Origin of the sequence: Krasilnikovia sp. MM14-A1004 (genome assembly GCF_047159485.1) — a bacterium.
GTDB lineage: Bacteria > Actinomycetota > Actinomycetes > Mycobacteriales > Micromonosporaceae > Actinoplanes.
In genome coordinates, this window is record NZ_AP038773.1 from 548,428 (window position 1) to 566,656 (window position 18,229).

General features: G+C 72.4%; 14 protein-coding genes. 12 read left to right on the forward strand and 2 right to left on the reverse strand.

Annotation, left to right across the window (positions count from 1 at the left end):
• The first annotated feature begins 130 nt into the window (after positions 1-130).
• The 6 genes from ACMCNN_RS02625 to ACMCNN_RS02650 are packed head-to-tail and all read left to right on the forward strand — an operon-like array spanning position 131 to position 7,243.
• Positions 131-1,873 (forward strand): ABC transporter ATP-binding protein, encoded by a 1,743-nt coding sequence (locus tag ACMCNN_RS02625; RefSeq protein WP_412744573.1) that lies wholly within the window; start codon positions 131-133, stop codon positions 1,871-1,873.
• Positions 1,870-3,198 (forward strand): ABC transporter permease, encoded by a 1,329-nt coding sequence (locus tag ACMCNN_RS02630; RefSeq protein WP_412744574.1) that lies wholly within the window; start codon positions 1,870-1,872, stop codon positions 3,196-3,198. Before ACMCNN_RS02625 ends, ACMCNN_RS02630 begins: the two co-directional genes overlap by 4 nt.
• A gap of 4 nt (positions 3,199-3,202) precedes the next feature.
• On the forward strand, positions 3,203-4,471 hold the full coding sequence (locus ACMCNN_RS02635) for an ABC transporter permease (protein ID WP_412744575.1): 1,269 nt from the start codon (positions 3,203-3,205) through the stop codon (positions 4,469-4,471).
• 45 nt (positions 4,472-4,516) lie between these two features.
• Positions 4,517-5,230 (forward strand): cytidine deaminase, encoded by a 714-nt coding sequence (locus tag ACMCNN_RS02640; protein ID WP_412744576.1) that lies wholly within the window; start codon positions 4,517-4,519, stop codon positions 5,228-5,230.
• A 46-nt stretch (positions 5,231-5,276) separates the two neighbouring features.
• A complete protein-coding gene (locus tag ACMCNN_RS02645) occupies positions 5,277-6,557 on the forward strand; it encodes a thymidine phosphorylase (RefSeq protein ID WP_412744577.1) in 1,281 nt (426 codons plus the stop codon).
• A 5-nt stretch (positions 6,558-6,562) separates the two neighbouring features.
• Positions 6,563-7,243, forward strand: coding sequence for a DUF4272 domain-containing protein (locus ACMCNN_RS02650; RefSeq protein WP_412744578.1), 681 nt, complete (start codon positions 6,563-6,565; stop codon positions 7,241-7,243).
• Here the strand turns inward: ACMCNN_RS02650 and ACMCNN_RS02655 are convergent.
• Positions 7,240-8,121, reverse strand: a complete 882-nt coding sequence (locus ACMCNN_RS02655) for a putative RNA methyltransferase (protein WP_412744579.1) — start codon at positions 8,119-8,121, stop codon at positions 7,240-7,242. The two genes, ACMCNN_RS02650 and ACMCNN_RS02655, sit on opposite strands and share 4 nt — an antisense overlap.
• Positions 8,122-8,147: 26 nt before the next feature.
• On the opposite strand from ACMCNN_RS02655, the gene ACMCNN_RS02660 reads away from it, so the two are divergent.
• From ACMCNN_RS02660 to ACMCNN_RS02685, 6 genes are all read left to right on the forward strand, one after another.
• Positions 8,148-9,278, forward strand: coding sequence for an adenosine deaminase (locus ACMCNN_RS02660; RefSeq protein ID WP_412744580.1), 1,131 nt, complete (start codon positions 8,148-8,150; stop codon positions 9,276-9,278).
• A gap of 449 nt (positions 9,279-9,727) precedes the next feature.
• Positions 9,728-13,438, forward strand: a complete 3,711-nt coding sequence (locus ACMCNN_RS02665) for a nitrate- and nitrite sensing domain-containing protein (RefSeq protein ID WP_412744581.1) — start codon at positions 9,728-9,730, stop codon at positions 13,436-13,438.
• Complete coding sequence (locus ACMCNN_RS02670) at positions 13,435-13,836, forward strand: roadblock/LC7 domain-containing protein (RefSeq protein WP_130509239.1); 402 nt, start codon at positions 13,435-13,437, stop codon at positions 13,834-13,836. Before ACMCNN_RS02665 ends, ACMCNN_RS02670 begins: the two co-directional genes overlap by 4 nt.
• Positions 13,837-13,928: 92 nt before the next feature.
• Complete coding sequence (locus ACMCNN_RS02675; protein ID WP_130513201.1) at positions 13,929-14,309, forward strand: DUF742 domain-containing protein; 381 nt, start codon at positions 13,929-13,931, stop codon at positions 14,307-14,309.
• A 1-nt stretch (position 14,310) separates the two neighbouring features.
• Positions 14,311-14,898 carry a GTP-binding protein gene (locus ACMCNN_RS02680; protein WP_130509238.1) on the forward strand — a complete coding sequence of 196 codons (588 nt, stop codon included), beginning with the start codon at positions 14,311-14,313 and terminating at the stop codon, positions 14,896-14,898.
• Between the two features lie 96 nt (positions 14,899-14,994).
• A complete protein-coding gene (locus ACMCNN_RS02685) occupies positions 14,995-15,864 on the forward strand; it encodes an arylamine N-acetyltransferase family protein (RefSeq protein ID WP_412744582.1) in 870 nt (289 codons plus the stop codon).
• A 67-nt stretch (positions 15,865-15,931) separates the two neighbouring features.
• On the opposite strand, the gene ACMCNN_RS02690 is transcribed toward ACMCNN_RS02685, so the two are convergent.
• The gene (locus ACMCNN_RS02690; RefSeq protein WP_412744583.1) at positions 15,932-18,208 is read right to left on the reverse strand and encodes a transposase; all 2,277 of its coding nucleotides are present in this window, start codon (positions 18,206-18,208) and stop codon (positions 15,932-15,934) included.
• Positions 18,209-18,229 lie beyond the last annotated feature (21 nt).

Genomic DNA, 18,229 nt, shown 5'->3' on the forward strand with positions numbered 1-18,229 from the left:
TCCTCGCGGCCGGGCGGCGGTCCTGCTCCCGAATTGTTACGGTCCTCGCGTTGGCCCCCCACGTGATCGCTGTCAGGAGACTCCGCTGAGACTTGAACTGCGCGGCATCACCAAGCGCTTCGGCGACCTGGTGGCCAACGACCACATCGACCTCACCGTCGAACCCGGCGAGGTGCACGCCCTGCTCGGCGAGAACGGCGCCGGCAAGTCGACGCTGATGAACCAGCTGTACGGCATGCTCCAGCCGGACTCCGGGGAGATCCTCGTCGACGGCGTGGCCCGGACGTTCCGCAGTCCCCGCGACGCCATCGCGGCTGGCATCGGCATGGTGCACCAGCACTTCATGCTCGTACCGGTCTTCACGGTCGCGGAGAACCTCGCGCTGGGCGCCGAGAAGACCCGCGGCGGCCCGCTCGGCTGGCTCGACCGGCGCCGCGCCCGCCGCGAGGTCGTCGAGGTGTCGCAGCGCTACGGCCTGCCGGTCGACCCGGACGCCATGGTCGAGGATCTGCCGGTCGGCGCCCAGCAGCGGGTGGAGATCATCAAGGCGCTGACCCGGGACGTCGATCTGCTGATCCTCGACGAGCCCACCGCGGTGCTCACCCCGCAGGAGACAGAGGAACTGCTGGCGGTGATGCGCGGGCTCTCCGACTCCGGCAAGTCCATCGTGTTCATCACCCACAAGCTCAAAGAGGTAAAGGCGATCGCGGACCGGATCACGGTCATCCGCCGCGGCCGTACGGTGGCCAGTGCCAGCCCGCAGGACCCCGAGGACGAGCTGGCCGCCCTGATGGTCGGCCGGGAGGTCAGCCTCGAAGTGTCGAAGGCGCCCGCCGAGCCGGGCCGCGAGGTGCTCAAGATCTCCGGCCTGATCGTCGACGACGATCGCGGGATCCGCGCGGTCGACGGCGTCGACCTGGTGGTCCGCGCGGGCGAGGTGCTCGGCATCGCCGGTGTGCAGGGCAACGGGCAGACGGAGCTGGTCGAGGCCGTGATGGGCCTGCGCGAGCGCCGGGCCGGGTCGATCATGGTCGACAACGAGGACCTGACCGGCATGAGCACCAAGCAGATCCTGCGCTCCGGCATCGGCTACGTCCCCGAGGACCGCAGCCTGGACGGCGTGGTCAAGGAGTTCTCCGTGGCGGAGAACCTGATCCTCGACATGTACGACCGGCCGCCGTACGGCAACGCGTTCCGGCTCGATCCCGCTGCCGTCGCCACCGCGGCCCGGGAGCGGATCGAGCAGTTCGACGTGCGTACGTCGTCGCCGGACGCGGCCGTGTCCACGCTGTCGGGTGGCAACCAGCAGAAGGTCGTCGTGGCGCGGGAGATGTCGCGCCCGCTGCGGCTGTTCATCGCGTCCCAGCCCACCCGCGGTGTGGACGTCGGCTCGATCGAGTTCATCCACAGCCGCATCGTGCAGGAGCGCGACACCGGCACGGCCGTACTGGTGATCTCCAGCGAGCTGGACGAGGTCGTCGGCCTCGCGGACCGGATCGCTGTCATGTACCGCGGGCGGGTCCTGGCCACTGTCTCGCCGGACACCCCGCGCGAGGAGATCGGCCTGCTGATGGCGGGCATCACCGGCTCTCCGGGCGGGCCGGACGCGGCCGGGGACCACACCGATGCCGGTGCGGACGAGGCGGTGGAGTTGCTGCCCACCGACACCGACCTGGTCGAGGAGTCCGTCGAGGACGCGGTCATCGTGCCGGCCGAGGACGAACCGGCTGCCGATCCGGCCGCCGAACCGGCTGCCGATCCGGCCGCCGAACCGGCAGGCGAGGCCGCCGGGGAGGCGGCACCGGCCTCCGATGAGGAGACGACATCGGCCTCCGCTGAGGACGCGGACTCCGACGAGAAGGGGACGAAGTGAGTACGGACGGACCGGTCGGCGCGCCGGAGACACCGGAGAAGCCGACCGGGGAACCGGCCCCGGCGACCACCGCCCCCCGGGCCACGGCCCCGCCGGAGGACGCCGACGGCGGCGACTCCTTCCTGCGGGTTTTCCTGGCCAACCTGTGGTCGGCGAACACGGTCACCGTCACCGTGCTGTCGATCTTCCTGGCGCTGGTCATCGGCGCGGTGCTGATCATCGTGTCCGACCCGGACGTCCTGGCCGCCTTCGGCTACTTCACCGCCCGGCCCGCCGACGCCCTGCAGGGCAGCTGGGACCTGGTCAGTGCCGCGTACGCCGACCTGTTCAAGGGCGCCATCGTGGACCCGGCGGCGGTGTCGGCGGCAGTCGACGGCACGGGTAGCTGGTCGCAGGTGTTCGCACCGATCTCCGAGACGCTCACGTTCGCGGCGCCGCTGATCTTCACCGGGTTGTCCGTGGCGATCGCGTTCCGTGGCGGCCTGTTCAACATCGGCGGCCAGGGCCAGGCGATCATGGGCACGATCTTCGCGGCGGTCGCCGGGTTCACCCTCGACCTGCCGATCGTGATCAACCTGATCGCCGCGCTGCTGGCCGGGATCCTCGGCGGTGCGCTGTGGGGCTTCATCCCCGGCATCCTCAAGGCGCGTACCGGCGCGCACGAGGTCATCGTGACGATCATGCTGAACTACACAGCCGCGCTGTTCCTCGGCTGGCTGATCATGCAGGACGGGGTGCACGACCCGAACCGCACCGAGTCGATCAGCAAGACGATCCCCTCCTCGGCGGAGCTGCCCGCGCTGGGCGGCCCGCTGCGGGCGCACCTCGGCATCCTGCTCGGCGTGCTGGTGACGGCCGGCGTGGCGTGGTTGCTGAACCGGTCCGCGTTCGGGTTCGAGCTGCGCGCGGTCGGCGCCAACCCGGCCGCCGCCAAGACCGCCGGGATCAGCGTGGGCCGCACGTACACGATGCTCATGGTCGTCGCGGGTGGCCTGGCCGGGCTCGGCGGCGCCACCCAGGTCCTGGGCACGGCCCACAACCTGACCCCGGCGGTCGCGGGCAACATCGGTTTCGACGGCCTGCTGGTCGCCCTGCTCGGCCGCAACCGGCCATGGGGCACCTTCCTGGCCGCCATCCTGTTCGGCGCGCTCCGCGCGGGCGGCAACCGGATGCAGTCGTACACGGGCATCTCGGTGGAGCTGGTCACCGTGCTGCAGGCGCTGATCGTCATCTTCATCGCCGCACCCGCACTGGTGAAGGCGACCTTCCACCTGCGCGCCGCCCGCTCCGCGCGGCTGGGCACCTCCATGGCGAAGGGCTGGTAGTCACGTGTCGACGGCGACGGTTGAGGAACTGACCGAGGTCACCGCCCCGACGCGGTTCTGGGACCGGCAGCGGCGCCTCGGCGCGGCCCTGGTGCTGCTCGGCGCCGTGGCGACCGGGTTGTTCGGTGCGCTGGCGCCGTCCGAGACCGCCCGGTTCACGCTCAGCGAGGACGCTTCGGGCGCCGCGCTGAGCATCAACGGCCAGCTCGGGGCGATCCTGTTCGGCCTGCTGGCGGTGGGTGCCGGCGTGGGGCTGCTGGTGGGTGTCGCGAAGCGGTGGCAGACCACGCTGCTGGTGGCCGGCATCCTCGCGTTCGTGCTGTCGTTCCTGTGCTGGCAGGTGGCGGGCAAGTTCCTGCCGCTCGTGGACACCGCGGACGGCACGCTGGAGCTGGCGGTGCCGCTGATCCTCGGCGCCCTCGCGGGCGTGCTGGGTGAACGCTCCGGCGTGGTCAACGTGGCGATCGAGGGCCAGCTGCTGATGGGCGCGTTCGCCGGTGCGCTGGTCGGCACCATGACCGCCAGCGTGCTGGCCGGGCTGATCAGCGCGGTCGTCGGCGGCGTGATCATCGCGGCGCTGCTGTCCGTGCTGGCCATCCGGTACCTCGTGGACCAGGTCGTGGTCGGCATCGTGCTCAACCTGCTGGCCGTCGGCCTCACCGGCTTCCTGTACGAGCGGCTCATGCAGCCCGACGCGCAGAGCTACAACGAGCCGCCCCGGATGCCCACCATCCGGATCCCCGGACTGGCCGAGATCCCCGTGGTCGGTCCCGTGCTGTTCGACACGAACGCGCTGGTCTGGACGGCGCTGATCCTGGTCGTGGTCATCCACTTCGCGCTGTCGCGCACCAAGTGGGGGCTGCGGACCCGCGCGGTCGGCGAACACCCGACCGCGGCCGACACGGTCGGCATCCGGGTACGCGGCCTGCGTTACCTCAACGTGCTGCTCGGCGGCGTCGTCGCGGGTCTCGGCGGTGCGTACTTCACGCTGGTCGCCACGGGCAGCTTCAACAAGAACATGACCGCCGGTGCGGGCTTCATCGCCCTGGCCGCGCTGATCTTCGGGCGGTGGACGCCGTTCGGGGCGCTGGGTGCGGCGCTGTTCTTCGGCTTCTCGCAGAAGCTCGCCTTCTACCTGAGTGCGGTCGGCAGCCCGGTGCCCAACCAGTTCCTCAACATGCTGCCGTACCTGGCCACCATCGTCGCGGTGGCGGGGCTCGTCGGGCGGGTCCGCGCGCCGGCCGCCGACGGGCAGCCGTACATCAAGAGCTGACGTCCGGGGCGGCCCGGGTATCGGCGGTGGGGCAGAATTCAGGACATGGAGATCGACTGGCCGGGGCTGCGGGCCGCCGCGATTGACGCCATGCGGCACGCGTACGCGCCGTACTCCGACTTCCCGGTCGGGGTGGCCGGGCTCGTGGACGACGGCCGCGTCGTGGTGGGCTGCAACGTGGAGAACGCGTCGTACGGCCTGACCCTGTGCGCCGAGTGCGGCCTGGTCTCCGCGCTGCACGCCAGCGGCGGCGGGCGGCTGGTCGCGGTGTCCTGCGTCGACGCCAACGGGACGCCGCTGATGCCGTGCGGGCGCTGCCGCCAGCTGCTGTTCGAGCACGGCGGCCCGGACTGCCTCGTCGAGGCGGTGCCGCGCCCGCTGCGGATGGACGAACTGCTGCCGCACGCGTTCGGGCGCGCCGACCTGGACGCGCTGACCGGCCCGGCCGCCCTGCCGGAGGTGCCCGCCCGGCTGGCCCGCTACCGGGGACGCGGCACCGTGTTCGTGCACCCCGACCTCTCCGGCGGCGAGCAGGTGTGGACCGGGTACTGGGAGCGCTCGGCGGGCAGCACCGACGCCGGCGACGCCGAGGTGGGGATCCTCGAGGAGGGGCCGATCCTGCCGACCGCGGCCGCGGTGGTGCGGTGGGGCCGGGTACGCACCTCCCGCATCGTCGTGGTGGACGCGGAGGGCGGCCTGTCCTGGGCGGGCGAGGGCGATCCGCCGGAGGGCATCGGCAAGCTTTGGGAAGCGTCATAAGCTCGGCCACGAAGCCGCAACGACGCGGCGGATCGGGAAGGAACCCATGAGCGGCGAGTTCGCGGCAGTCGACGTCATCATCGCCAAGCGGGACGGGCACGCCCTGTCCGATGCCCAGATCGACTGGGTCCTCGACGCGTACACCCGCGGGGTGGTGGCGGACGAGCAGATGTCGGCGCTGGCGATGGCCATCCTGCTGCGCGGCATGACCGGCGGGGAGATCGCCCGGTGGACCGCCGCGATGATCGCCAGCGGCGAGCGGCTGGACCTGTCCGCGGTGTCGCGCCCGACCGTCGACAAGCACTCCACGGGCGGCGTCGGCGACAAGATCACGCTGCCGCTGACCCCGCTGGTCGCCGCATGCGGGGCGGCCGTGCCGCAGCTGTCCGGGCGGGGCCTCGGGCACACCGGTGGCACCCTGGACAAGCTGGAGTCCATTCCGGGCTGGCGGGCCCGCATGTCGAACTCCGAGTTCGTCACCCAGCTGCGCGACATCGGCGCGGTGATCTGCGCGGCCGGCGAGGGTCTGGCCCCCGCCGACCGCAAGCTGTACGCGCTGCGCGACGTCACCGGCACGGTCGAGGCCATCCCGCTGATCGCCAGCTCGATCATGAGCAAGAAGATCGCCGAGGGCACGGGCGCGCTGGTGCTGGACGTCAAGGTCGGCTCCGGCGCGTTCATGAAGGAGGTCGGTGCGGCCCGCGAGCTGGCCCGCACCATGGTCGAGCTGGGCGCCGCCCACGGCGTGCGTACCGTCGCCCTGCTCACCGACATGTCGACCCCGCTCGGGCTGACCATCGGCAACGCGATCGAGGTGGCCGAGTCCGTCGAGGTGCTGGCGGGCGGTGGCCCCGCGGACGTGGTGGAGCTGACCCTCGCGCTGGCCCGCGAGATGCTCGACGCGGCCGGGGTCGACGCCGACCCGGCGAAGGCGCTGGAGTCCGGCGCCGCGATGGACTCGTGGCGCGCGATGATCCGCGCCCAGGGCGGCGACCCGGACGCCCCAATGCCGGGCGCCAAGGAGACAGAGGTGCTGCGGGCCACCACGGACGGGGTGGTGGCCGGGCTCGACGCGTACGGAATCGGCATCGCGGCCTGGCGCCTCGGCGCCGGACGGGCCCGCAAGGAGGACCCGGTCAGCGCCGGAGCCGGCGTGGTGCTCAAGGTGCGCCCCGGCGACCGGGTGCGCGCCGGCGACCCGCTGCTGGAGCTGCGTACCGATGAACCCGCCCGCATCCCGGCGGCGCGGGCCGACGCCGAGGCCGCGATCCGGATCGCGGACGCCGCGCCGGAGTCCGCGCCCCTGCTCATCGATCGCATAGCCTGACGTCGATGACCAAGGCCGCTCCCGATCCCCGCGCGGTCCGCGAGGCCAGCCTCGACGAGCTGGAACGGCTCGCCCTGCCGCTGCCGCCGCAGTCGTTCCCGCTGGTGTGGGAGCCCGGCGACGGGGTGGAGCTGCGCCGCACCACCGAGATCGAGGCACGCGCGGCCGTGCTGCACGTGGTGGTGGCCCGCTGCTTCGGCATGCCGACCGAGCTGGCCATGGGCTGGCTGCTCGGCTCGCACCTGGTCGAAGAGGTGACGCCGCCGGAGTGGCAGTTCGTGACCGGGGCGCAGGGCGACCACCGGTCGTTCGTGCTGCACCACGACGCGGTGTTCGCGCTGGCCTGGCTGCTGGGCCTGAGCCGGCACCTGGATCCGACCGCGCGGCCCGAGGACCGGTTGATGCGGGTCATGCCGGACCTGCCCTCGGGCGAGACGTTCCGGGAGTGGCGTTCGCGCACGCTGGTCGCCCCGCGCGACGCGGTCGAGGCGGCCGTCCTGCTCGACCTGTACTACTGCCTGGACTGGGCATTTCAGGAGGCGGAGCGGGACGGGATGCCGCTGCCGGGCGAGGTGGGCAGCAACGCGATCGGTCAGCGCCGGTGGGCCCTGGAATGGGCGGTGGTCTTCCGCGGGCCGTACCACGACCGGCCGCCCGACTGGGAGGAAGTCGATCTCTCGGTCTAGCTCGCCCGGTAGATCGTGAGTTCCACGGACGCCGTGACGGTCACGTCGCCGGTGGGCCTCTCGGCCGGGGTGATGTGGCGGGCGCTGGGGGTCATGCCGATCAGCGTGCGGGCCTCGTCGCCGTTCAGCCGCAGGGTCTTCCGCAGCACTCGGCGTTGTCTTTCGACGAAGTCGGCGCCCAGGCTGCCGGCGACCCGTTCGGCCTTGGCCGGGTCGATCTGGACCAGGCCGTACTTCTCGATCAACTCGGCCAGGTGGTCCGGAGCGGGGGTCACGACCAGCAGTGCACCGCCGGGGCGCAGCACCCGGCGGAACTCCGGGCCGTTGCGCGGGGCGAACACGTTGAGCAGCAGCGTCGCGGCGTCGTCGGCCAGCGGCAGCGGTTGCCACAGGTCCGTGTGCACGGCCGCGGCCCGCGGGTGGGCCCGGGCCGCGCGGCGCAGGGCCGGCTTCGACACGTCCAGGCCGAGTCCGGTCGCGGCCGGCAATCTTTCGAGTACGGCCGTGAGGTACCGGCCGGTGCCGGTGCCGGCGTCGATCACGAGCCCCGTTCCGCCTTCTGCCCCGGGCTCGGCGCCCGTCTGTCCGGTGCCCGCCTTCCCGGCTCCCGTCATCCCGGCCGTGGCCGTTTCGGCGGCGTCGGCCAGGGCTTCGGCGATGAAATCGTAGTGGCCGGCGGCCAGGAACGCCTCGCGGTCGGCCACCATCTCGACGCTGTCCCCGGGGTGCGGGCTGCGGCCCGCGGTCAGGCTCGCGTACCCCTGTTTTGCGATGTCGAAGCTGTGCCCGCGCGGGCACCGCAACGCCGCCGGGACTGCCCGCCGCAGCGGTCCGGCGCACACCGGGCACCGCAGGAACGGCAGTGCTGCGTCGATCATCCCCGGCATCCCTCTAGGCTCTGCTGATGGTCGCCATTTCGTACTCCGACATCGTCAAGGCCCCGAAAGCGCTGCTGCACGACCACCTGGACGGAGGTCTGCGCCCGGCGACGGTGGTGGAACTCGCCGACGCCGTGGGGCACGAACTGCCGGAGCGCGACCCGGAACGGCTGGGCCAGTGGTTCGCCGCGGCCGCCGACTCGGGCTCGCTGGAACGCTACCTGGAGACGTTCGCGCACACCGTGGCGGTCATGCAGACCGAGGCCGGCCTGCACCGCGTCGCTCGCGAGTGCGCCCTCGACCTGGCCGCCGACGGGGTGGTGTACGCGGAGGTGCGCTACGCGCCGGAGCAGCACCTGGAGCGCGGGCTGAGCCTGGAGCAGGTCGTCGAGGCGGTCCGCGCCGGGTTCGAGGACGGTGCCGCCGAGGCGGCCGCGCAGGGCCGGCAGATCCGGATCGGCACCCTGCTCACCGCGATGCGGCACGCGGCGAGGTCGCAGGAGATCGCCGAGCTGGCGGTGCGCTACCGCGACTCCGGGGTGGTCGGCTTCGACATCGCCGGGGCGGAGGCCGGTTTCCCGCCCACCCGGCACCTGGACGCGTTCGAGTACCTGCAGCGGGAGAACGCCCACTTCACGATCCACGCAGGTGAGGCGTTCGGGCTGCCGTCGATCTGGCAGGCGATCCAGTGGTGCGGCGCGGACCGGCTCGGTCACGGCGTACGCATCGTGGACGACATCACCGGTCATGCGGCATCGGCCGGGTCGACCACCCCGACGGGTGGGTCGGCGTCGGCGCCGCCCGGCGGCCCGGTGCTGGGACGGCTGGCCGCGTACGTCCGGGACAAGCGCATCCCGCTGGAGCTGTGCCCGTCCTCGAACGTGCAGACCGGGGCGGCGCCCTCGATCGCCGAGCACCCCATCGGGCTGCTGCACGACCTGCGGTTCCGGGTCACCGTCAACACGGACAACCGGCTCATGAGCGGCACCTCGATGTCGCGGGAACTGTCGCTGCTGACCGAGGCCTTCGGCTGGGGCTGGAGCGAACTGCAGTGGCTCACGATCAACGCGATGAAATCCGCGTTCATCCCGTACGACGAGCGGCTGGCCATCATCAACGAAGTGATCAAGCCGGCGTACGCGAAGTTGATCGCCTGAAGTCCGGTTTTCCCGGCATGGGGGACACGGAGGTCCTTTCGCGGGCCGAAATCTGGCGATTCAGCCGGGTGCCTCCTCCGAATGGGCACTCCCCTGTATACGAAGACTGCACAATCTGGCATCTTGCCTTGCGGTCCATGTGTCCTGCGAGCCATCGTCTGTGCTGCCCCGATCCTCGCGGAGCGGGGTAGTCCAGCGTGGCCGGAAGCCACCGCGGGACATTCAATAGCGAGTGACCGTGAGGAACGCAGGCATATACGGACAGTGACGTCGAGTTGGTCAATCCCACCACGTGGCCCCCAACATCGCGTCACACAATCGGTCCGTGTCCGCCTGCTCTTTCTCTTTGACACTCGTCGTGATGGAATCTCGGGGGCCCGACGCGGCGAGTCAGTCGTGTGCGGGACCCGGCCGGGCAGATGGCCGGGTCGAAACAGGAGGACGGTGACGTGAGCAAGCGCCCCAAGCCGGCGAACGCGGTCATGTCGCGTCTCCGCCGACCGGCCGGCCGACTGCGGGATCTCCCGATCTGGTCGAAGCTGGGCCTGATCATGCTCGTGCCGACCCTGGCGACCGTGATCGTCGGAGTCAGCGGCCTCGTCGACCACATCAGCGAGGCCAACAACGCCGAACGTGCCCGCACCCTCTCGGTGCTCTCGGAGGCGGCCGGTGGTCTGGTCGACCACCTGCAGAACGAGCGCGCCTACGGTGTGATGATCACGCAGGCCAAGGGTCCGGCGAAGGACGACGCCAAGAAGCTGTACAACGACGAGCACGCCCAGGTGGACTCCGCCCGGCTGCCCTATGCGCAGCAGAAGGCCGCCCTGGACGACGTGCCCGAGAAGGTCGGCGTGCTGCTGCTGCGCCTCGACCGCAACCTCGAGGACCTGCCCGCGGTCCGCAGCCAGACCGCCAACGACAAGCTCACCGCCGACGACGTCGAGCAGGCGTACAGCGCTCTCATCAACGACCTGCTGAACGTCCGCGACGCCTCCGCGCAGCTCGCCCTGGACACCACGCTCAGCGACCACCTGCGCGCCGTCGCCGCGGTCGCCCGGGCCAAGGACAACATCGCCAAGCAGCGCGACATCGGCCACCTCGTGCTCGGTGTCGGCGACTTCAACGCCGGCCTGCGGCAGAAGTTCCTGCTCACCGACGCCGGCCTGGACATCGCCGAGTCGACCCTGAAGACCGTCGGCACGGACGAGGAGAACGCGCTCTTCAACCGTGTGGTGACCGGTCCCGACGAGCGCGCGGCCACCAACCTCACCGGCCCGCTCGTGAGCCGGACGGGCCAGTTCACCAAGGACATCCCGTTCGACAGTGCGTCGTGGGAATCCGCGATGACCGGGTACAACAAGCTCTTCCGCCAGGTCGAGACGAAGATGGACGCCGACATCGTGCAGCAGGCCACCAGCCTGCGCGACGACGTGAACCGGCGGGTCTTCATCGAGACCAGCGTGCTGATCGGCATGCTCCTGCTGGCCATCACGTTCGCCTGGTTGGTCGCCCGCTCGATGGCGCGCTCGCTGCGCGAACTGCGCCAGGGTGCCCTCTCGGTCGCCCAGTACGGCCTGCCGCAGGCGGTCGAGCGACTGCGCGATCCCACCCTCACCAGCTCGCTCACCCCGGCGCAGGTGGCCGACCAGGTCGCCGAGCCGCTGCCGGTGCGCAGCCGGGACGAGTTCGGGCAGGTTACCGAGGCGTTCAACGCGGTCCACCTGGAAGCGGTCCGCACCGCGGCCGAGCAGGCCGCACTGCGCTCCTCCGTGGCGACGATGTTCGTCAACCTCGCCCGCCGTTCGCAGATCCTGGTCGACCGGCTCATCGGCCACCTCGACCGGCTGGAGCGCGGCGAGGAGGACCCGGACCGGCTGGCCGAGCTGTTCCAGCTCGACCACCTGGCCACCCGAATGCGCCGTAACGACGAGAACCTCCTGGTCCTCGCGGGCGCCGACTCGACCCGTGTGCAGCGTGAGCCGGCCGCCCTGATCGACGTGTTGCGTGCCGCCCAGTCCGAGGTGGAGCACTACACCCGCATCGAGTTCGGCATGATCGACAGGGACATCGAGGTGTCGGCGCACGCCGTCAACGACATGGTGCACCTGGTCGCCGAGCTGTTCGACAACGCGACCGCGTTCTCCCCGCCGAACTCGACCGTGCTGGTCGAGGCCCGGCGGCTGGGCGACGGCGCCCTGCTCTCCGTCGAGGACCGCGGCATCGGCATCAGCCGCGAGCAGCTGCGCGACCTCAACGAGCGGCTGGCCAACCCGCCGATGGTGGACGTCGCCGTCTCCCGGATGATGGGCCTCGTCGTGGTCGCCCGGCTGGCCAACCGGCACGGGGTCTCCGTGCAGCTGCGCCCGGCCGACAACGAGCGCGGCACGGTGGCCGAGGTCGGCCTCCCGCTCGGCGTCCTCGCCTCGCACGCCGTGGCGTCCCGGACCACCAGCAACGGCATCGGCGCGGCTCCGTACGGCGCCACCGAACCGGCGCAGCGCTCTCCGTTCGCGGAGCCGCTCGCGCTGGAGAGCGCGGGACCGGGCCACGGCTTCACGGGTGGCCGCCCGTTCGACCCCAACGCGCCGATGAGCTCCGGCGGGCTGGGCGGCGGCCGCGGCGTGCCGGCCTGGTCCGACCTGACCGGCGCCCCCGCCAACGGCTACGCGAACGGCAGCACCGGACTCAACGGCACGAACGGCTTCCACGGCCCGCGGGCCGGCGAGTCGCCGTCCGCGATGCCGCAGAGCCCCGCCCCGCAGGGCTTCAACCCCCAGGGCTTCGGCCAGCAGGGCTTCGGCTCGCCGGGCGATCCGCAGGGCTTCGGTCCGCAGGGCTTCGGCCAGTCCGGGCCGCAGAGTTTCAACGGCGAGCTGCCGCAGCGGCGCAACGGCGAAGCGGTCCGCGGCGAGGACGGCGCGTTCGGCGCGACCATCCCGCGCCAGCTGCCGGCCAACCCGGAGAGCCAGGCACGCAGCCCGTTCATGCCGCCCGTCTCGGCGCCCCCGGTGCCGCCGACGTCGGCCCCGCCCGTGTCGTCCGCCCCGCCATTCGGTGGACGGCCGGTCTCCGGGCTGCCCGCCTCCGGCGTACCCAGCTCGGCCCCGCCCGCCCAGCCGGCCCCGCCGCTCTGGCCCCCGGTCGCGGGCGACCCGAACGGCACGCCGCAGGTCCCGGAGAGTCTCGCCGCCGCGCTGGACATGACGGCCGAGCTGCCCCGGTACCGTCCGGAGCGCTCGCCTGCCGGCGCCACGCCGCAGTCGGCGCCGCCCGCCGCGGACCGGCAGCGGACGGACGCCGAGCGTGCGGTCGCGGCCCACGAGGCCGCCGCCGCCGAGGCCGCCGCCGCGCACGCGACCGCCGCCGCGCAGATCGCGGCCGCGCAGCAGCGTGCCGCCCAGACCGACAACCGGTACGCCGACGAGACGATGGAGCTGCCGATCTTCCGGGAGCTCGAATCGGCCTGGTTCACCACGAACCGGCGCAGCAGCGTGGTGAAGTCCCCGGACGGCGAGGGCGACGCGGTCACCGCGCAGCGGTACTCGACCGCCGAGCCGACCCGCCAGGCCGCCGCCTCGTCGACGGCCGCGCCGGAGAGCCGTGCCGCCGACAAGGTCCGCGACGCCGCCACCGTGGGCGCCATGCCGAACGCCGGCAGCACCAAGGCGCCCGCGAACGGGGCCACCTCGAACGGAGCGTCCTCGAACGGAGCTTCCTCGAACGGGGCGGCCGCGAAGGGTGGGGCGGGCTCGAACGGGGCGGCCGCGGGCAACGCGGCTACCATCGGCAACGGCAAAGCCACAGGTAACGGGACGTCCATGGGCAACGGATCGGGCAGCGGCCCCACCGCGGGCAACGCCGCCTGGCAGACCGCGGCAGACGAGGGATGGCAGGCCGCCCGGGCAGCCGCCGAGGCACCCGTCGAGACCACGACCTCGGCCGGTCTGCCGAAACGTACGCCGATGGCTCAACTCGTCCCCGGCGGTGTCGATCGGGGCGGTACCTCCGTCCAGCGCCGTACGCCGGAGGCGGTTCGCGGGCTGCTGTCCGCGTACCACCGAGGTGTGCAGCGGGGTCGCACCAAGGAACAATCGACCAACCCGGAGGAGACTCCGGGAGGGCAGCAGTCCTCGCAGGCTGGCAAGGAGCATGAGGCATGACATCTACGCAGGATCTGGGTTGGCTGCTGGCCAACTTCGCCGACCGCGTTCCCGGGGTGGCGCACGCGATCGCGGTATCCGCCGACGGTCTGCTTCTCGCGGCGTCGCGTGACCTTCCGCGTGACCGTGCCGACCAGCTGGCGGCCATCGCCTCCGGCCTGGTCAGCCTGACGCAGGGGGCTGCCCGCTGCTTCGAGGGCGGCGCGGTCCTGCAGACGGTCGTCGAGATGGACAACGGGTTCCTGTTCCTGATGTCGATCTCCGACGGCTCGTCGTTCGCGGTGCTGGCAGCCCGCAGTTGCGACGTTGGCCAGGTGGGCTACGAGATGGCCCTGCTGGTCGACCGGGTCGGCGAGGCGCTGACCCCGGCACCACGTTCGGCCGCGGTTCTGGGCTGAATGACCGTGGCCGGGATCACAACCGGTCACTGTCCAAAAGATGAATGACAAGAGACACTTCTAAGGGCCGAGGGATGGGGTGAACGGTGACGATGCCCGAACGCGATGAGCCGACCGGCGCACTGGTCAGACCGTACGCCGTGACCCGTGGCCGAACCCGGCCGAAGCTTGAGATCGCACTGGAAGCGCTGGTCGAGACAACCGTCCGTGGCCGTTCCACCGGAGCGGGCAGGGGCGGGCAGGGCAGCGAGCATCAGTACATCGCGGCGATGTGTGACGGCGGCAGGGTTCAGTCGCTGGCCGAAATCGCCGCGCGCATGCAGCTGCCGCTCGGTGTGGCTCGGGTACTCGTCGCCGACATGGCCTCGGATGGCCTGGTCGCGGTGTACGAGCCGACGTCGCTGGAGGATGAGACCGATGCGGTGGGCACGGAACTGCTGGAAAGGGTGCTGAGTGGACTTCGCAGGCTCTGATATGTCGCGCCGGCAAGCAGCCGGGCGCGTGACGTCGGCGAAGATCGTCATCGCCGGCGGGTTTGGCGTCGGTAAGACGACGCTGGTGGGTTCGGTCTCGGAGATCACCCCGCTGACCACCGAGGCGATCATGACCTCCGCCGGTGTGGGTGTCGACGACAACCGGCAGGTGCCGGGTAAGACGACCACCACGGTGGCCATGGACTTCGGCCGGATCAGCATCGATCGCGACCTGATCCTGTACCTGTTCGGCACGCCGGGCCAGACGCGTTTCTGGTTCATGTGGGACGAGCTGGTACGCGGTGCCATCGGCGCCGTCGTCATGGTCGACACCCGTCGCCTCGCGGACTGCTTCGCCGCGATCGACTTCTTCGAGCACCGGCGCCTGCCGTACCTGGTCGCGATCAACTGCTTCGACGGAATGCAGTACCACAACGCCCAGGACGTACGGGACGCGCTGGCGATCTCGAGCGAGGTCCCGGTGGTGAGCTGCGACGCCCGTAACCGCGAGTCGACGAAGAACGTACTCATCTCGCTGGTCGAGTACGTCCTCACGATGCGCCGGTCACGCGCGGTGGCCCCGGCCTGACGCTTCGTCGGAAACCCCGCTCCGGGCTCGGAGCGGGGTTTCCTGCTGCTCACCTTCGGACAGCGCTGACGAACACCTGTTCGATAGGGTGAGCCGGTGACCGATCCCATCGACGTTCCCGGCTATCTGCGACGGCTCGGCCTCGCTCACCTGGCCGGGCAGGCGCCCAGCGTGACCGCCCTGCACGCACTGCACCGCGCGCACGCCGAGCGGGTGCCGTACGAATGCCTGGAGATCTGGCTGGGCCGCCCCACCTCGGTCGACCCGGCGGAGTCCGTCCGGCGCATCGTGGCGGGTCGCGGTGGCTACTGCTACCACCTCAACGGGGCCTTCTCCGCGCTGCTGCGCGCCCTCGGCTATCGGGTCACCCGGCACGTCGGTGGCGTCCAGGGCAGCGCGGACCAGCCCGCCGGTGCCAGCGCCAACCACCTCGTGCTGACCGTGGCCGGGCTGCCGTCGTCCGCGTCGCCCGGCGGCCGATGGCTCGTCGATCTCGGCATGGGCGACGGACTGCACGAGCCGCTACCGCTGACCGAGGGGCCTTGCCGGCAGGGCCCGTTCCGATACTCGCTGCGCCCGTCGTCCGCCGAGCCGGGCGGCTGGCGGTTCGACCACGACCCGCGCGGCTCCTTCGTGGGCATGGACTTCCGCCCGGAGGCCGTGGGGATGTCGGCGTTCGCCGCGCGGCACGACCACCTGTCCACCTCCCCGGAGTCCGGCTTCGTCCGGGTGGCGACCGTGCATCGGCGCGATGCGTCCGGGGCGGACGTTCTGCGCGGGCTGGTGCTGACCCGGGTCGGGGACGCGGACACCCGCACGGTGCTCGACGACCGCGGCGACTACTTCGCCGCGCTGGCGGACGTCTTCGGGCTGACCCTGGATGACCTCACCCCGGCCGAGCGCGACACTCTCTGGCAGCGTCTCGGCGCCGCCCACGAACGCTGGCTCGGCCGCCGGGACGCCTGACGCTCCGTCGGGGCCTCGCGCAGGCCACCGAGCCGCCAGCCGCGGTGCAGGCGTGGCGCCGGGGCCGTCAGCTGCTGCGGTAGCCCGCGTTGTTGCCGTACGCCTCGCTCTGGCCGCCGTCCCGGGTGAAGTCCCAGCCGCCCGCCGCCTCGCGGCCCGGGCGCCCGCCGATCGCGTACCCGCCGATCTCCTGGCCGCGGCGCCAGCCGCGGAAGTAGCCGGTGGTGTGCGCGGCGATGCTGGCGGGGTCACGGACGATGCGCAGCGGCCGCTCCTCGCGCAGCGGCGAGCCGGGCACCAGGTTCTTCTGCGGCTCCCGCTTCGGCAGGCCCGCCGCCGTCATGGTGGTCACCGCGGGGCTGGCGGCCTTCTCGGCGGCCTGCCAGCCGGTGTCCGCCGGATTGGTCCAGTCCAGGTTCGTGCTGGCGGCCTCGCTGTGGCCGGTGAACCAGGCGGACCGGGCAGCCGCGAAGATCAGCAGGTCGCCGTCGTTCTCCTCCGGCACCGGCGGGGTGGAGCTGCGGTCCAACGCGGTCAGCGTGGTGCTGAGGCTGCTGGCGACGCCGGAGCTGGCCGTCCGGCGCGGGACACGGCCGTTGGTGCGGCCGGTGCGCTCGGCGGAGTCGCCGTCCACCAGACGCAGCGACGGGGGTTCCGAGACACCCGGCAGGGAGGCGCCCGGCAGGTCGCCGAGGCCGCCGTCGATCCGGCCGAGGGTGGGCTCGACCAGGCGCAGCGCCGGCGGCTCCTTGGGCAGGTCGTCGGACTGCCACGGCGGGCGGACCCGGCCCTCGCCGGGAGCGCCGGAGGTCGGTGTGGCGGCGCGGTCGTCGCTGCTGACCAGCGGCCAGTTGGCGCGCGAGCCGGGGTCCGGGTTTTCCGGGCGTGCGGCGGGCAGCGGCAGCGAGTAGTCAGTCGCGCCGTTGCTCGCGCCGTTGCCGACGCCGTTGCTCGCGGCGGGGGACGCCGGGCGGGTGGTCGGGCGCGGCGGGATGACGGTGCGTTGCCGCTCCGCGCGGGCGCTGTTGATCGCCGCGTTGGTCAGGGTCGGCCGGAACGGCTGGCCGGAGTCGGCGGGTGCCATCGGGCTGCGCGAGCCGGGCAGGATCGGTGTCATCCCCGGCGGGGGCGGCGGCACGGACACCGGACGGTTGCCCGGCGTACGGTGCGGCAGCGAGGCGGCCGGAGCGGCCGGCGGCGGGGTGACCGGGCGCGGCGCCAGCGGTGGCGGCATGACCGGCTCCGGGGCCACCGGCGGGGTGGTCAGCGGGCGGGGCGTGACAGGCGTGTTCTCGGCGGCCGGCTCGGGGCGGGCGCGGCGGCCGACGCGGGTGCTCGCGCTGGGGCGTACCGGCTGCAGGGGCGTGACGACCGTTTCGGCGGCACGGCGGGCGGCACGGCGGCCCGGGGACGGCGCGGCGGCCGGCGGGGCGATCCGGGCGGCCAGCGTGCCGACCAGGGCCTCGCAGGCGGCGTCGCAGGAGCGGACCGCACTGATGGCCTGGCGTACCGCGTCGGCAGCGGCCGGGGCCAGGGACTTGTTGACGCCACCGCGGCGCGGTGACTCGCTGATCGCCACGACCAGTGCGGTCACGGCCGCAGCGACGTGGTCCCGGGTGCCGGCACCGGCCCGGGTCAGCTCCGCGGCGACCGCCTGGGCGATGGACTCCGCGTCGACGCCGCCGGCGGTCAGCCGACCGGGCTCGGGCAGCGCATCCAGCACTGCCAGCGCCAGTGGGTGGGCCGGGTCCGGGTAGGCCCGCAACGCGGCCGGGTACAGCTCGCGCAGCACCTCGCGCAGCGCGGTGGCGGCCGCGTTGCGGCCGTTGAGCAGGGCGACGTGCGCGGACAGTACGGGCTTGTAGCTGATCAGTTCGCGCGGGGTCGGCAGGTTGACGGCGGCGATCGCACCGGCCTGCAGCGCCCGGGCCAGGCCGACGGCGCGGCGGGCGGCCTGGGGCGCGGCGAGTTCCTCGGGGGAGTCGTCGTCGGAGAACCGGTCCGCGTAGTCGTCGGCGGAGTCGTCGTCGGCCACGACCAGCGGGCGCCCGGCGGCGGTGAGCAGCGACGTGATCATGTGATCGTCGCTGTCGGCGGCGACCGCGGCGTCGGCGAAACCGCTGGTCCGCTCCACGAGCAGCGTGCCGAGCTGGGCGTACCCGACCGGGTCGTCGCTGATCTCGCGCACTTCGAGCAGTCGCCCCGCGTCGTCCACCACGGCGATGGTCAGCTGCGCCGCCGTGGAGGCCGGACGCACCGATTCATCAGCCGACGCCAGACCGCAGTACACGCGCACGAGCGCCACGGCGTCGTCCTCCTCCCCGGGACTGCTGTCGTGTGCCAAGGACTGATGGTCCCTGGTGAG